Genomic DNA, 16,459 nt, shown 5'->3' on the forward strand with positions numbered 1-16,459 from the left:
GAGGGAAGTTTATGATAAAACTCGATTTACCTATTCAGAAAAATCCACTTCAATCACGGGAGGATTTGAGTGACGCTGTAAAACAAATCTTAAACCCATTAATGCCTTTATACTCAAAGGGGAAAACCCTCCTCCAATTAGGCAGTACAGGGGCAGGTTATTCAGATTCTCTAGCTGGAATGGAAGGGTTCTCAAGAATATTATGGGGACTTGTCCCCCTGTTAGCGGGTGGAGAGGAATCGGAAATCTGGGATATACACCTGCAGGGCATAAAGAATGGTACAGACCCTTCTCATGAAGAATATTGGGGAGATATCGCAGACTTTGATCAGCGTGCTGTAGAAATGGCGGCATTTGGATATGCACTCGCGCTCATTCCTGAAAAGATTTGGGACCCTTTAAGTGATTTGGAAAAATTTAATTTGTTCCAGTGGCTAAATCAAATCAACACAATCAAAGTTTATGATTGCAACTGGTTATTTTTCCCGGTAATAGTCAATCTCGGGTTTAAGAGAGTTGGCTTACCATATAATCGTGAAACAGTGATGGAAAATCTTGAACGAATAGAACACTTTTATTTACAGGATGGATGGTATTCGGATGGGATAGGTGCTCATTGTGATTATTATGGACCGTTTGCCATTCATTTTTATAGCCTGCTTTATGCAAAATTGATGGGCAGTGAGGATCCAGAAAGGGCAAAGTTGTACAAAAGCAGGGCAGCGGCATTTGCCAAGGATTTTATTTACTGGTTTGCGAATGATGGCTCCGCCCTGCCATATGGGAGAAGCCTTGCTTATCGATTTGCGCAATCTTCCTTTTGGAGTGCTCTTGTCTACGCAGAGGTCGAGGTGTTTCCGCTAGGAGTAATGAAGGGAATTATCCTCCGGAACCTTCGATGGTGGTTTAGTCAAAATATATTTGACCATAATGGCCTGCTAACGATTGGCTATAGTTATCCAAATTTGGTCATGGCAGAGAATTATAATTCACCATGTTCACCTTATTGGGCGTTAAAAACCTTCCTGCCTTTAGCACTGCCTGTTGATCATCCTTTTTGGAAGGTAGAGGAGGAACTTCTTCCTTCATTAAAGGAGAAGGTTGTACAGCACTCACCACGTTTTATCCTATGCAGACAAGATGAAGAAAACTATATTGCTGCATTTAATGCGGGGTATCAGCACACAAATGACCACTCTCATATTGCAGCGAAATATGAAAAATTCGTTTACTCCAATCTTTTTGGATTTAGTGTGCAAAAAGCTGAATGGGGACTTGCACAGGGGGCATTTGATTCGATGCTTGCTGTCAGTGAGGGCGACAATATTTATAGAGGTAAAAGAAAGTGTGTGGAATATGAGGTAAATGATAATGTAATCTACACGAAATGGAAGCCGTGGGATGATGTTGAAATTAAAACATGGCTTGTTCCAGGGACTCCGTGGCATATCCGAATCCATTGTATTGAGACAAGAAGAAACCTTGACGTTGCAGAGGGCGGATTCGCTTTAGGGTTGGAACATACCCAGTATAATGGGCAAAAGGCGGAAGGAATTACACACTTAAAAGAAAGTGCAGCCATTTCACCTTGGGCTGTAAGCGGTATAAAGAGCCTGTATGGAAATGGAAAAGCAGAACTCGTCTATCCAAATGCAAATACAAATCTAGTTCATACACGTACTGTTATACCAACTATTAAGGCTAGTCTAAAACCAGGAATACATTGGCTTGTAAATGCTGTGTTTGGGGAACCAGGAAGTGAAACCACTTTGAACCAATGGGAAACCAATCCAACGATTGAGTTTGGGGAAGAAAAGATATTCTTGGAGCTTGGAAAAGAAAAGATTATTATTCACAAAGGAAGATAGGAAGTGTAAATAGATATGACAACAGCTCCAAAATTAGGCTGGCTTACAGATTTAAATGTGTTTTCTGTAAACCGTCTTCCAGCGCATTCAGATCATCTCTATTATGAGAAAATGGAGGAGGCACAAAGTGTGGCTCCGATGAAAATGCGTCATGATTTAAATGGAAATTGGAAATTTTTCTATAGTATTAATCCGGATCACAGACCAGATCAATTTTATAAAACTGGATATCCTTGTTCAAGCTGGGGAGATATCAGTGTTCCTGGTCATATTCAACTCCAAGGCTATGGTCAGCCCCAATATGTAAATACGATGTATCCTTGGGACGGACTTAATGACATTCGTCCGCCAGAAATTCCAACAGATCATAATCCGGTTGGAAGTTATGTTAAATTCTTCAACGTTCCGACTAACATGGAAAATAAGCCAGTTTATATTTCCTTCCAAGGAGTAGAGTCTGCTTTTTATGTATGGTTAAATGGTGAGTTTGTCGGCTACAGCGAGGATTCTTTTACCCCTGCTGAGTTTGAACTCACGCCTTATTTGGTTGAAGGTGAGAACAAGCTGGCAGTGGAGGTTTATCAGCGGAGTACCGGCAGTTGGCTGGAAGACCAGGATTTTTGGAGATTTTCAGGAATATTTCGTGATGTGTATCTTTATACAGTACCTGAAATACATGTATCGGATGTATTTGTCCGCCCAGAGCTGGATTCTACTTTTACAAAGGGTATGTTAAATGTTGATTTAAGGCTTCAAGGAGCGAATGCTTCAAATATTACAGCAGAATTAGTGGATAGACAGGGATGTCTTGTTGCTGCATCAAAAGGTGAAAAAGTAAATGGCAACTGGTCCATTTCAATGCCTATCAATAACCCTGAGCTTTGGAGTGCAGAAAACCCCTATTTGTATCAGTTATATATACAACTCTATAACGAGTCTGGCAGTTTGGTAGAGGTTGTTCCTCAGAAGGTTGGGTTTAGAAGATTTGAGCTGGTGAATAAAATTATGCACCTCAATGGAGAGAGAATTGTGTTCAAAGGCGTGAATCGTCATGAATTCAATCCACGCACGGGCAGGGCGATTACGAAGGACGACATGCTCTGGGATATTAAAACGCTAAAACGTCATAACATCAATGCAGTTCGTACGTCTCACTATCCTAACCAAAGCTATTGGTACGAGCTATGTGATGAGTATGGTGTATATGTCATCGATGAGATGAATCTAGAAACACACGGCTCATGGCAAAAGATGGGGGCCGTTGAGCCTTCCTGGAATATTCCTGGTAATAAGCCGGAATGGGAGGCAATCGTCATGGACCGAGCCATTTCGATGGTAGAAAGGGATAAAAATCACCCATCTATCTTGATTTGGTCCTGTGGAAACGAATCTTACGCTGGCGAAGTGATTCTAAATGTCTCTAAATATTTCAAAAATGCTGATCCTAGCAGACTCGTTCACTATGAAGGAGTTTTCCACAACCGTGATTATAACGACACAAGTGATATGGAAAGCCGCATGTATGCGAAGCCAGTCGATATTGAAAAGTACTTAAATGGAAATCCGGAGAAGCCATACATTAGCTGTGAGTACATGCATGCAATGGGAAATTCACTTGGCGGTATGTACAAATATACGGATCTTGAGCAAAAGTATCCAATGTATCAGGGTGGGTTTATATGGGATTATATTGATCAATCCATTTATAAAAAGGACCGTTACGGAAATGAATACCTTGCATACGGCGGCGATTTTGGTGATCGTCCGACGGATTATGGATTCTGTACAAATGGAATTGTGTATGCGAACAGAGAGCTTTCACCTAAAATGCAGGAGGTTAAATTCCTATATCAAGATTTTAAACTAATTCCAGACCAGACGGGTGTTACCATCAAAAATGAGAGTTTGTTCTCCAATGCTGCGGACTATGAGCTCGAATATGTCCTATTCCGTGAAGGGAAGGAATTATACCGAAATACACTATTAGCTGTGGTTGGGCCGCAAAGTGAAGGACGTTTTGAGTTTGATATCCCTGCAGAAATCCAAGCTGAAACAGGTGAGTATTGCATTCAAACATCACTCGTGCTGAAGGAAAGTACCCTTTGGGGCGAAGAAGGGTATGAAATTGCATTCGGTCAGTTTGTTTATCAAGTGGGTACAAGGGAATTAGCGCAAGTATTCGGCAATTTACGGGTTGTCTATGGGGATGTCAATATTGGTATTCACGGTCGTGACTTTTCGGTTATGTTCTCTAAAGGTGCAGGAAGCTTAGTATCCCTGAACTATGCTGGTAGTGAGATGATTTCATTACCGCCGGCACCATTGTTCTGGAGGGCTAGTACGGACAATGATCGAGGGTATTCTCAAGGGTTCCATTCCGGGCCTTGGTATGCAGCGAGCCTGGCGAGAAAGTGTGTAAATATAGAGGTGGAAGAGAAGAGCGGTCTAGTCAGTATTGGGTTTACCTACAAGTTTTCCATTAGTAATGACATTGGTGTAAAGACAGTCTATATAGTTTATCCGGATGGAAGTGTTCGAGTAAAGTCTGAGTACATAGGTGATGACAATCTACCTCAACTGCCGATTTTTGCAGTGTCCTTCAAGATCCCTGCTGATTATGACCAACTTGAGTGGTATGCGATGGGTCCAGAAGAAAATTACTCTGACCGTGCTATGGGTGCTAAACTTGGTATCTTTAAAAATCAAGTAAGTGATAATCTATCAGGATATGTCATGCCGCAGGAATCTGGAAATCGAACCGGTGTCCGCCGCGTCAGTGTGACAAACCGTAACGGTCAGGGCATCAGAATTTCTTCGGTAACGAAACCGCTGGAATGCAACTTTAGTCCATATACAGCATTTGAACTTGAAAATGCACAGCATGTTTATGAACTTCCGCCTGTTCATTATACCGTTGTAACAGTTGCCGGTAAGCAGATGGGTGTTGGCGGGGACGACAGCTGGGGAGCTCCAGTTCATGACGAACACCTAATCAAGGCAAATCAAGAGATGGAATTTGAATTTCTAATCCAAAGGGTTTGAACGGCTACAGTGCTCTTCAGAATAGATACAAGGAAAACAGAGCAATCTATCAAAGGTAAAACTAAGAAAAAACTAGGGAAAGAGCCTGAATGAATCAGGCTCTTTCATTTTTTGTTTTTACGATTTGTTTTAGTAAAATTTTTAGTAAAAATAATGGATTTTTTTTACCTTAAGAGTTAAAATTAACGTATAGATAGAATAATGGAGGGACGACAATGAACATCACAAAGTTAACAACTACATTTAGAGAATTATTTGAGGTTCAGCCTGAGCAAGCATTCTTTGCTCCGGGGAGAATTAATTTAATTGGTGAACATACAGATTACAACGGCGGCCATGTATTTCCTTGTGCAATTACTTATGGGACGTATGCCGTAGCAAAAAAAAGGGATGACAATGTTGTCCGCCTTTACTCAGTGAACTTTCCGAACAAAGAAGTTATTGAATTTGACTTAACACAATTAGATTATGATAAGCAGCATAATTGGGCTAATTACCCAAAAGGGATGATTCGTTATATAAAGGAAGCGGGCTACGATATTCCTACAGGTTTTGAGTGTGTAATTGAAGGCAATATCCCAAATGGAGCAGGACTTTCATCTTCTGCGTCGATTGAGCTGCTAACTGGGGTGCTGTTAGACGGGTTATATAAATTAGGGATTCCGCGTCTGGATATGATTAAGCTTGGTAAAAGAGTTGAAAATGAGTTCATTGGTGTCAACAGTGGAATTATGGACCAATTTGCTATTGGAATGGGAAAAAAGGACGCGGGAATATTGCTTGATTGCCAGACATTGAACTTTCAGTACGCTCCAATTAAGCTTGAAGGTTACAAGATTTTAATCATGAATACCAATAAGCGCAGAGAGCTGGCAGATTCCAAATACAATGAGCGCCGTGGGGAATGTGAACAAGCTTTAGCACAGCTGCAGCTAAGTCTTCCAATTGAAGCACTTGGACAGCTGACGGAAGCGGAGTTCGATGAGAATCAAACCTTAATACCTAACGAAACGGTTCGTAAGCGTGCGAAACATGCCGTGTATGAGAACGTAAGAACACTCAAGGCACTTGAAGAATTAAGGGCAGGGAACCTTGAGGCGTTTGGACAGTTAATGAATCAATCGCATATTTCGCTGCGAGACGATTATGAAGTGACTGGAGTTGAACTAGACAGTTTAGTAGAAGCTGCTTGGAAACAGCCAGGTGTAATTGGTGCCCGCATGACAGGAGCTGGATTTGGGGGCTGTGCCATTGCCATCGTTGAAAATGAACAGGTTGATAGCTTTATTGCTAAGGTTGGTGCAGCTTATCAGGACAAAATTGGATATCCTGCAGATTTCTATGTAGCAAGTATTGGTGATGGGGCAAAAGAAATCCAAATGGGGGAATTTGAATGAGTATTCTTGTTTTAGGCGGGGCCGGTTATGTTGGCTCTCATGCTGTTTACCAGTTAATTGATCAGGGGTCGCAAGTGGTGGTCATCGATAATTTGCAAACTGGCCATCGTGATGCCATTCATCCAAAAGCACATTTCTATGAAGGTGACATTCGCAGCCGAGAGTTTATGCGTTCTGTTTTTGAAAAAGAAAAGATTGAAGCGATCCTGCATTTTGCCGCCAACTCTCTTGTTGGCGAATCGATGACGGAGCCCTTAAAGTACTATGACAACAATGTATTCGGCACACAAATTGTCCTCGAAATGATGAAGGAATTTAATGTGAAGCATATTATCTTTTCGTCGACAGCCGCGGTTTATGGTGAACAGAAGGTTGTCCCTATTACAGAAGATGCTCGGGCAATGCCAACGAACACCTATGGTGAAACAAAACTTACGATGGAAAAAATGATTGCTTGGTGCGAAAAGGCATTTGATCTTAAATATGTTTCACTCCGGTATTTTAACGTTGCTTCCGCAAGAAGCGGCGGGGAGATTGGCGAAGACCATAACCCTGAAACGCATTTAATTCCCGTTGTATTAGAGGCTGCATTAGGAAAAAGGCCGGCGGTAACGGTCTTTGGTCAGGATTATGATACGGCAGACGGGACCTGCATCCGCGATTACATTCATGTTGAAGACTTAATTGATGCACATCTTCTTGCACTAAGATACTTGCAAAATGGCGGGAAAAGTAATGTATTTAATCTGGGCAGCAGCCAGGGATTTTCGGTAAAAGAAATTATCGAAACAGCAAAAGAAGTAACAGGTATTGATATTCCTGTTCAATTCGGAGAACGCCGTTCGGGCGACCCTAGTACGTTAATTGCCTCATCGGAAAAAGCCAGAAGTGTACTTGGGTGGAATCCAACAAGAACGTCCATACACCAAATCATCAGTGATGCGTGGAACTGGCACCAGCATCATCCAAATGGATACGAGAGGTGAATGGTATGATTTATCAAGTAATCCAACAATTAATCAATCAAGCCATTGCTGCTCAATTAATGGAGCCTGAGGATGAAATCTATGCTCGCAATCAAATTCTTTCACTCTTACATTTAGTTGAGTTTAAGGAATGTGATGCAGAATCTACTTTAGAGACACCTGATTTACTTGAACAGATTATAGAGTACGCCTGTGAACAAGAAATTATTGAAGATATTTTTGATGAAAAAGAGATTTTGGCAAGTAAAATAATGAACTGCTTTATGGCACGTCCATCAACGGTTAATCAAATATTTAACGAAAAATATAAACAAAATCCGCAAGCCGCGACAGAGTTTTTTTATGAATTAAGTAAAAATAGTAATTATATTCAGATGAAGCGGATTCGCAATAATATTGAGTACAAGGTTAGCACGGAATATGGTGAACTGGACATTACGATAAATCTATCGAAACCAGAAAAAGACCCTAGAAGTATTGAACGTGAACGTGCCGCAAAAAAGAATGACTATCCGAAGTGTCTGCTTTGTGTTGAAAATGAAGGGTATGCAGGAAGAATTGGCCATCCGGCGCGCTCAAATCACCGCTTGATCAAGTTAAATCTTTTAGAAGAGAATTGGTTTTTACAGTATTCTCCATATGTTTACTATAATGAACATTGTATTGTGCTGTCAGAGGAACATAGGGATATGAAGATTACTTCTGCGGCCTTCAAGCGTCTTTTAAGCTTTGTCGAGCAATTTCCTCACTATTTTGTTGGATCCAATGCTGACTTGCCGATAGTCGGTGGTTCCATTTTGTCCCATGATCATTATCAGGGAGGACATTACGAATTTTCGATGGCAAAAGCGGAGGATGATTGGAGTTTTGAGTTAGATAGATTCCCGAATGTCCGTGGTTCCATTGTTAAATGGCCTATGTCTGTCATTCGATTGCGCTCTGAGGAAATTGGACCACTTGTGGAAGCAGGTGAACATATTCTATCCACATGGAGAAATTACAGCGATGAAACAGTAGAAATCTATGCAAAAACAGGCGATACTCCGCACAATACCATTACACCTATTGCACGTAAAAAACAGAATGTATATGAATTAGATTTAGTTCTGCGGAACAATCGAACGAGTGAGGAACATCCACTTGGCATTTTTCATCCTCATCAGGACGTTCATCATATTAAGCGGGAAAACATCGGGCTAATCGAAGTAATGGGGCTGGCTGTTTTACCAGCACGCTTGAAGGACGAACTTAAAGAGGTCGAACATTTCATTCTAGGAGAAACTGATATCGTTGCTGACTATCATCTGGATTGGGCAAAAGGTTTAAAAGAAGAGTATCAGGCTGCTGCAACAGAATCAAACGTAGAAGCAATTGTGAGAGAAGAGACCGGTAAGAAGTTTTTAAAATGCTTAGAAGATGCTGGTGTTTATAAGAGAAATGAAGAGGGTAAAGCCGGGTTCAAGCGCTTTATCTCGTCTTTAGTATAGGTTATTCAGCTGACAGCTTGGAATGGCATAAGTGCTCATATCTTTGAAGTGAATTAATGGAGTGGAAAAAGAATGAAAATAATAGATAAAGTATTCGGTAGTTATCACGATGAGTCAGTAATGGAGTATACCCTTGTCAACGATTCAGGGATGTCTGTTTCATGCCTGAATTACGGTTGTATCATTACAAAAGTAATGGTCCCTGACCGAAATGGTAACGTTGAAAATGTCGTTCTTGGATTTGAGAACGTAGAAGATTATATTGATTTGGCCCCATATTTTGGCTCGGTTGTCGGTCGAGTGGCTGGAAGAATCAGCAACTCACAGTTTGAACTAGATGGGGAAGTTTACCGGGTGACCCCTAATGAGGATCCAAACCATCTACATGGAGGTAAGAAGGGCTTTAATTCTGTTATCTGGAAAACGGAAAGCATTGAAACGGAAAATGCTATAGGGTTAAAATTTTTCTATCGGAGCTTGGATGGAGAAGAAGGATATCCTGGAAATTTGGATACGACCATCGTCTACCTTTTAAATAATCAAAATGAGCTGAGCATTTCCTATGAAGCGGTGACAGATCAAAAAACAATCGTGAATTTAACGAATCATTCTTATTTTAATCTAAGCGGCAATTTAAAGAGAGATTGTTCCGAGCACATTCTACAATTAGAAAGTAACTGCTTTTTAGAACTTGGGTCCGATTTAATACCTACTGGAAGAATGATTGAATCTAGTAATACCCCCTTTGACTTTAAGCATGGTCGTTTGTTGAAGACGGGAATGAAATCCTCTTATCCACAAAATGTGCTTGCGGGCAATGGTTATGACCATCCGCTTCTTTTTACAAAAAAGGGAGAAAATACAGTGGTGTTAAGTGAAAAAGAGAGTGGCAGGACGTTATTAGTTACAACAGATCAGCCATGCGTGGTCCTTTACACAGCAAATCAACTAGAAGGTCCCTTTTCAATCGCAGGTGTTCGAGCGAGGAACTACTTAGGTGTGTGTCTAGAAACGCAAGGACTGCCAGATGCTATTAACCAACCTGATTTTCCAACTATTGTTTTAAACCCTGAGGAAGTATATCATGCCACAACAAAATACCGCTTTTTTTCTAATACAATAGGAGTTTAATGAATGGCGACAATTAAGGATATTGCAGAATTAGCAGGAGTTTCAATCGCAACGGTATCCCGCGTATTAAATTATGATAGTTCTTTATCTGTTGGTGATGAAACAAAAAAGAGGATATTTGAGGTTGCGGAGCAGCTTTCCTATAAAAAGAAACCAGCTAGAAAACTAGAGACCGGGAAAATTGCACTTTTACAATGGTATACAGAAAAAGAAGAATTAGAAGATTTATATTATATGTCGATTCGTTTGGGTGTCGAAAATCAATCCAGACAAATGGGCTTTTCTGTAGCTAAGTACTTTCAAGACAACTATGCGGATTTAAAACAGGATGAGATTCAAGGTCTTATCGCAATCGGGAAATTTAGCAATAAACAAATAAAGGATATGGTATCCATCACAAATAATATCGTTTTTGTGGATATCTCACCCGATGAAGAAAAATTTGATTCCATTGTGATTGATTTTGAAAAGGCGACTAAAAAGGTCATTGATCATTATTTAAAACACGATCATGAGAAGATTGGGTATATTGGCGGAAGAGAAGTATTCAGGGATAAGACATCGACCATCGAAGACCTGAGAGAAGTGACCTTCAAATCCTATTTGGCAGAAAAAGGGATAATGAATGAAGCGTTTATGTACGTTGGTTCATTTTCCGTTGACGACGGTCATTCACTCATGAAAAAAGCCATTCATGAGCATGGGGAAAACCTGCCGACCGCTTTCTTTGCAGCGAATGATTCTCTGGCAGTTGGAGCACTCAGGGCTCTATTGGAAGAAGGGATTCCTGTTCCAGGCCGAGTGAATATCATCGGCGTTAACGACATCAGCATCTCCAAATATGTCTTTCCATCATTAAGCACGGTGAAAGTATTTACTGAACTAATGGGAGAAACAGCCGTCAACACCCTGGTAGAAAGATTCGAAGGACGGAAAATAGCCAAAAAAATAACCATTTCCACCCAACTCATCATAAGAGACAGCAGCTCCTAAAAATTGATATAAAAACACAAATGTCCACCTGAGGTGGACATTTGTGTTTTTATGGTGACAGGCACCATTTGGCATTGTCGATTTTTGGTATATTCCGTATAATATTTTTTATCTAGACTGGAGATGTAATGGAGTTGTTTTATGAGCAGGTTGACTAAGGTGGCATATGGTGTTGGGATTTGGTTTTTTCTTGTGAGCTGTGCCTTTTCTGTATTTTATGGCTACAAGGTTGTTAGCCATGATTTGCCTGCAGAGGATAAAACAGTAGAAAAGTATAATTATCATTTTGTGCTGGTTCCAGAGGAGCTTGACAATGATTATTGGCGGCTTGTTGAAGAAGGGGCACAGAAGGCTGCGGAGGAACATGGTGTATTATTGGAATATGCTGGACCGAAGCAGGGTAATATCGATGAACATTTAAAAACGATTGAAATGTCAATGGCTTCTAAAGTGGATGGTATTATTACTCAAGGCTTGAGTGATGAGCAATTCACACCGTTAATTAATAGAGTCGTAGAAAAACTACCTGTCATAACCATTGATACAGATGCGGCCAATAGTAACCGGATGGCTTATATTGGAACTGACAATTATTATTCTGGTTTTTTGGCAGGTAAAGCTTTAATTGAAGATACAATTGGTCAGGCAAACGTGGCCATTATTACCGGGAGATTTTATGCGAACCACCAGCAGCAGCGTGTTCAGGGTTTTCGTGACGCAGTGGAAACTGAAGCGGGAATAAAGATTATTACGGTAGAAGAATCTGAAATTAGTCGAGTTCGAGCGGCAGAAAAGGCTTATCAAATATTGATGGATTACCCTGAAGTCAATGCGTTCTATGGAACAAGTGCACTAGATGCAATAGGAATTGCTCAAGTAGTAGATAAGTTTAGGGAGCCGGATCAAGTTTATATTATTGGATTCGATACATTGCCCGAAACACTTAAGTACATTACGAAAGGTACGATTAAAGCTACGGTGGTCCAAGAACCTTTTGAAATGGGCTACGAAGCAGTAGTAATGATGATAGATCTAATTGAAGGCAAGAAGGTTCCTCCCGTTATTCACACGAATACTCGGATTATGAGAGAAGAAGATTTACCTGATATTCATCGGGCCATGGGGGAGGAATACTGATCATGTTATTTCGAATTCGATCGAAATTATTACTCTATTTCATTGTCCTTGTCGTGCTGTTAAGTTCTGTTGGCGTCCTTTTTTATCAAAGTAGTGAAAACCTAATAAATGAATATGATGATAGTTTTGAACGGTTTCTTATGTTAAATGATATCTCACAAAGAACTACCGTAATTACGGAAAACCTGAAGGGGTATTTGCTAGATAAGGAAAGCACCTATTTAAAAGACTATAACCTTGAAAAATCTAAGTTGCTGAATGACCAATGGCTTTTCAATAAAGAAATGAAATCGAATGATATGGCAGTTATTAACTACCAAAATATGATAAACAGCTTTCTAGAAGAATGTGACGCAACGATAGAAGCTTTTCATAAAGACAATATTAACGATTATTCGAACCACTTAAACGAAGCAATAAAAATAGCAGGATTCCTTCAAGAAAGTACGCTTGCACTCCTAAATAATAAGCTGACAGACTATCAAAATTTCTATGATCAAATGGAAAGGCAAAATCATTATTATAAATTATTGTCTTTTTCCCTTTTCTCTTCTGCCTTTTTTCTTAGTACATTGATTGCTCTTTGGATCTCAGGCGGTATTACAAAACCAATTACGCTATTATCCGAGGCAGCCCGGCAAATATCAAAAGGTAATCTTTCAGGTGAAGATATTAAGATAACGACCAAGGATGAATTAAAGCCCTTAACCGAAACCTTTAACCAAATGCGTTCAAATCTTAGACAATTGGTAAAAGAAATAAAGCAGAAATCGGAGCTTGATAAGCTCCTAAAAGAAATGGAGCTAAGAAGTCTTCAAAACCAAATTAATCCACATTTCCTATTCAATACTTTGAATACGGTTTCAAAAATGGCTTACCTAGAGGATGCGGAGCATACTTCTAAATTAATTGAATCTGTTGCAGTATTACTGCGCTATAACCTAGGCGGCGATTTGAATAAAGCTGCCACTCTAAGGGACGAAGTATCTATTGTAAAAGAGTACTTCTTTATTCAACAAACAAGATTTGGAGACCGGATTCAATTCATTACCGAAATTGAAGAGGATTGTTTGGATATAGAAATTCCTAGTTTAACACTTCAGCCATTAATCGAAAATGCATTCATACATGGTGTTGAATCGTATGAGGAAAATGCAGAGATCCGACTTCATATTTACAAAAGTAATGACAGGATTAATGTGGCAATAGTAGATAATGGGGATGGAATGGATGAAATCACCCAAAATAGATTGCTAAACTATGTTAGCGGAATAGAAATGGAAGAAGTATATGAACACAATAAATCAAAAGGTCATTCGACTGGTATAGGCGTGAAAAATGTAATTCGCAGGCTTCAGCTTTTTTACAATCAAAAAGACATTATTGAAATACATTCAGAGTTAGGTAAAGGGACAAAGTTTACACTGACCATTCCAAACGTTGCAAAAGGAGGAGAAGAGTTTGTTGAAAGTTCTAATTGTGGATGATGAGGTTCTAGAGCGAAAAGCATTGACGAGGATTATTAATAGCTCTTCTGAGGGCGTAATGGTAATTGGTGAGGCGCCTAACGGAAGAAAGGCGATTGAAATGGCTAGAGAACTTAAGCCTGATATCATCTTTATGGATATAAAAATGCCCGGAATAGATGGAGTTCAAGCTGTTAAGGAAATCAAAAGCACTGATCCATGCATTCGATTTATCATGGTTTCAGCCTTTAATACGTTTGAATATGCCAAGGAAGTTATGCAGCAGGGTGTAAAAGAATATATCTTAAAACCTAGTAGAAAACAGGATATACTCGAGAGTTTACAGCGTGTTTCAGGTGAGATATTTGAAGAGCGCAGGTCTATGAAAGAAAAGCAAAGCTTGATGGAGAACCTAGACCGTGCCGTTTCCATAGCCCAGAAAGAGTGGGTGTCTTCATTAATCCTAAACCAAGTCCAAGATATTTCCTTTGATGAATGGAGTCAGTTGTTAGGGGTAGAAATTACTTCTGGTTATATAATGCTGTTTTCCCTCTTGCCCAAGGAAAAAGGAGAATTTCACTTACAACTAAAGCAAAACTATTATTTATGGCTTAAGGATGTCTTGAAAACAGAAGTGAAAAAGGAAGAAGTCATGGTAGGACCAATGACAGATTCTCAAGTACCTGTATTATTCCTTTGTAAAGAACTACCGGAAAAGGTGCATTTTAAAACAAATGCACAGCATACCATTGAGAGTCTATTTAGTTCTTTTCAAAAAAGCCAAATAAATGCGGATTTAAGAATAGGGATAGGACTCCCATATAGTCATGGCCATGAGCTTAATAAATCTTATCATGAAGCGGTAGTTGCTTTACAGCAGCTATTAAAAACTTCAAACCGAAAATATTTATTTAGCAGTAAACAAGGGGCCGGTGAGCTGCCTTCCGTTTCGGATGTGCTGGAAATAGAGAAAAAATTGCTGGATGGTGTACGACAAGGTGATCTAAATCAAGTTATGTTTTTATTTGATTCGTTTGTAACCAAACTGACCGGTAACAAAGCATTAAAGGCTGCAGTAGTGAAAAAATCTTTTGATGAATTTTTTATTCTCCTTTCACGAATGATGCATGACTTAGGGATACACTTTGAAGGTTCCTTGACGATTGGCGAGGTAGAGGATTGTAACTTAATTCTAGAAAAAGGAAAAGCTAATTTACTGGCAGTTGTCAAGCATGTTCAGCTTTGGAGGAACAATCATGCGAAGGGAATGCTGCATAAGGCAAAAGAATATATTGAAAATCATTATGCAGAGTCCATTACGTTGGAACACGTAGCAGAATATGTGGAGCTAAGTCCCTTTTATTTAAGTAAATTATTTAAAGATCGATTTGGGATGACCTTTATCGATTACGTAACCGAAATAAGAATAAAACAGGCAAAGCTGCAAATGGTGGATGCTGCTAAGAGTTTAAAAGAAATATGCTATTCTGTCGGCTATAAGGACCCGAATTATTTTAGCCGTGTGTTTAAAAAACAGACGGGCTTATCCCCAACCGAATTTCGCAAGGAAACGGTATGTTAATTGAATGATAGTAACAAAGACTGATTCGTAAATGAATTGGTCTTTTTTTACGTGAACAAAAAAGTCTAGGAAAACGCAAATTAGTGCTATAGGTTAGAACTATTGAACGAAATCACCCGGTGCTAATATATGTGTAAGGGCTTTCAATAAGGTAAAGGTAAGCGAAGTTTACCAGAGCTTTTACTAACTAGCAAAAGGAGAAGGATGACATGTTTAAAAAGAAAAAAGGGTTAATTCTATCATTAACAGTTGCGTCTAGTATTCTATTAGCGACTGGCTGCGGCGGTACAGAAAAAAGTTCAACGGATTCTGGAAAAGGCAAGGACGGCGACCTTCCAGCAGTGGGTGCAACCATTTATAAATTCGATGACAACTTTATGTCCTATGTTCGTCGTGCAATGGAAACTGCAGCAGATGGAAAAGTGAACTTAATGCTGAATGACTCTCAAAATGACCAAGCCAAGCAGGTTGAACAAGTAGACACGCTTATCGCAAAAGGAGCAAAATCACTGGCAATCAACCTTGTAGACCCTAAAGCAGCACAAACCATCATTGATAAAGCAAAAGTAAAGGATATTCCTGTTATCTTCTTTAACAAAGAGCCAGATGCAAGTGTATTAAAAGGCTACGAAAAAGCTTACTATGTCGGAACAACTTCATCTGAATCAGGTGTACTTCAAGGTGAATTAATCGCTAAGGCTTGGGAAGCAAATAAAGAAAAATGGGATAAAAATGGTGATGGAAAGCTTCAATACGTTTTATTAAAAGGTGAACCAGGGCACCCAGACGCAGAAGCGCGTACTAAGTTTGTTGTTGATACCTTGAAGGAAAAAGGTATTGCGGTAGATGAACTAGCTCTAGATACAGGTATGTGGGATGCAATGAAAGCAACAGAAAAAATGGATGCTTGGATTGCAAAATATAACGAAAATATCGAATTTGTTATTGCGAATAACGATGGTATGGCATTAGGTGCCATTGCTTCTCTTGAAAAAGCAGGGTACTTCTCAGGTGATAAGTTTATGCCAGTAGTAGGTGTAGATGCGATACCAGAAGCACTTGAAATGATTGAAAAAGGAAAAATGGTTGGTTCAATCTTAAATGATGCGAAAAACCAAGGTGCAGCCACCGTTGAACTTGCTGCAAATGCTGCAAACGGTAAGGACGTATTGGAAGGAACTGAGTGGAAATTAGACGACGCTAAAGCGGTTCGAGTTCCTTACATCGAGGTTACAAAAGAAAATATCCAAATAGGTAAAGACGCATACAAGTAAGAAAAGCGGAAGCGCCTAGTCCGAGGATAGCCTCTATGGCGCTCCTCGAACGAAGGAAAAGGATTACTTCTTTTCCTTCGTTCGGGGCAATGTTTC

General features: G+C 39.7%; 11 protein-coding genes. All 11 read left to right on the plus strand.

All coding sequences use genetic code 11. The features are described from left to right. Positions 1-11 precede the first annotated feature (11 nt). The gene (locus QNH48_RS03025) at positions 12-1,868 is read left to right on the plus strand and encodes a DUF2264 domain-containing protein (protein ID WP_283953709.1); all 1,857 of its coding nucleotides are present in this window, start codon (positions 12-14) and stop codon (positions 1,866-1,868) included. Between the two features lie 15 nt (positions 1,869-1,883). After that, positions 1,884-4,910 carry a beta-galactosidase, LacZ type gene (gene lacZ, locus QNH48_RS03030; protein ID WP_283953710.1) on the plus strand — a complete coding sequence of 1,009 codons (3,027 nt, stop codon included), beginning with the start codon at positions 1,884-1,886 and terminating at the stop codon, positions 4,908-4,910. 215 nt (positions 4,911-5,125) lie between these two features. Then, a complete protein-coding gene (locus tag QNH48_RS03035) occupies positions 5,126-6,307 on the plus strand; it encodes a galactokinase (RefSeq protein ID WP_283953711.1) in 1,182 nt (393 codons plus the stop codon). Continuing rightward, entirely contained in the window at positions 6,304-7,293 is a 990-nt protein-coding gene (gene galE / locus QNH48_RS03040; protein WP_283953712.1) for a UDP-glucose 4-epimerase GalE, read from the plus strand. The genes QNH48_RS03035 and galE overlap by 4 nt, the downstream gene beginning before the upstream one ends. Before the next feature lie 5 nt (positions 7,294-7,298). Next, entirely contained in the window at positions 7,299-8,780 is a 1,482-nt protein-coding gene (gene galT, locus QNH48_RS03045) for a UDP-glucose--hexose-1-phosphate uridylyltransferase (protein WP_283953713.1), read from the plus strand. A 72-nt stretch (positions 8,781-8,852) separates the two neighbouring features. Next, positions 8,853-9,911, plus strand: a complete 1,059-nt coding sequence (locus QNH48_RS03050; protein WP_283953714.1) for an aldose epimerase family protein — start codon at positions 8,853-8,855, stop codon at positions 9,909-9,911. 3 nt (positions 9,912-9,914) lie between these two features. Then, the gene (locus tag QNH48_RS03055) at positions 9,915-10,904 is read left to right on the plus strand and encodes a LacI family DNA-binding transcriptional regulator (RefSeq protein WP_283953715.1); all 990 of its coding nucleotides are present in this window, start codon (positions 9,915-9,917) and stop codon (positions 10,902-10,904) included. Between the two features lie 141 nt (positions 10,905-11,045). Further along, positions 11,046-12,041 (plus strand): sugar-binding protein, encoded by a 996-nt coding sequence (locus tag QNH48_RS03060; RefSeq protein WP_283953716.1) that lies wholly within the window; start codon positions 11,046-11,048, stop codon positions 12,039-12,041. Positions 12,042-12,043: 2 nt separating this feature from the next. Further along, the gene (locus tag QNH48_RS03065; protein WP_283953717.1) at positions 12,044-13,528 is read left to right on the plus strand and encodes a sensor histidine kinase; all 1,485 of its coding nucleotides are present in this window, start codon (positions 12,044-12,046) and stop codon (positions 13,526-13,528) included. Beyond that, positions 13,503-15,089: a response regulator gene (locus QNH48_RS03070; protein WP_283953718.1), complete on the plus strand. Its 1,587-nt coding sequence runs from the start codon at positions 13,503-13,505 to the stop codon at positions 15,087-15,089. The genes QNH48_RS03065 and QNH48_RS03070 overlap by 26 nt, the downstream gene beginning before the upstream one ends. 209 nt (positions 15,090-15,298) lie before the next feature. After that, positions 15,299-16,363, plus strand: coding sequence for a galactose/glucose ABC transporter substrate-binding protein MglB (gene mglB / locus QNH48_RS03075; protein WP_283953719.1), 1,065 nt, complete (start codon positions 15,299-15,301; stop codon positions 16,361-16,363). Positions 16,364-16,459 lie beyond the last annotated feature (96 nt).

Origin of the sequence: Neobacillus sp. YX16 (genome assembly GCF_030123505.1) — a bacterium.
In the GTDB taxonomy this organism is placed as follows: Bacteria; Bacillota; Bacilli; order Bacillales; family Cytobacillaceae; genus Neobacillus.

Coding starts and splice junctions, on each gene's coding strand:
- QNH48_RS03025 (WP_283953709.1), top strand. CDS start 12: ATGATAAAACTCGATTTACCTATTCAGAAAAATCCACTTCAATCACGG.
- lacZ (WP_283953710.1), top strand. CDS start 1,884: ATGACAACAGCTCCAAAATTAGGCTGGCTTACAGATTTAAATGTGTTT.
- QNH48_RS03035 (WP_283953711.1), top strand. CDS start 5,126: ATGAACATCACAAAGTTAACAACTACATTTAGAGAATTATTTGAGGTT.
- galE (WP_283953712.1), top strand. CDS start 6,304: ATGAGTATTCTTGTTTTAGGCGGGGCCGGTTATGTTGGCTCTCATGCT.
- galT (WP_283953713.1), top strand. CDS start 7,299: ATGATTTATCAAGTAATCCAACAATTAATCAATCAAGCCATTGCTGCT.
- QNH48_RS03050 (WP_283953714.1), top strand. CDS start 8,853: ATGAAAATAATAGATAAAGTATTCGGTAGTTATCACGATGAGTCAGTA.
- QNH48_RS03055 (WP_283953715.1), top strand. CDS start 9,915: ATGGCGACAATTAAGGATATTGCAGAATTAGCAGGAGTTTCAATCGCA.
- QNH48_RS03060 (WP_283953716.1), top strand. CDS start 11,046: ATGAGCAGGTTGACTAAGGTGGCATATGGTGTTGGGATTTGGTTTTTT.
- QNH48_RS03065 (WP_283953717.1), top strand. CDS start 12,044: ATGTTATTTCGAATTCGATCGAAATTATTACTCTATTTCATTGTCCTT.
- mglB (WP_283953719.1), top strand. CDS start 15,299: ATGTTTAAAAAGAAAAAAGGGTTAATTCTATCATTAACAGTTGCGTCT.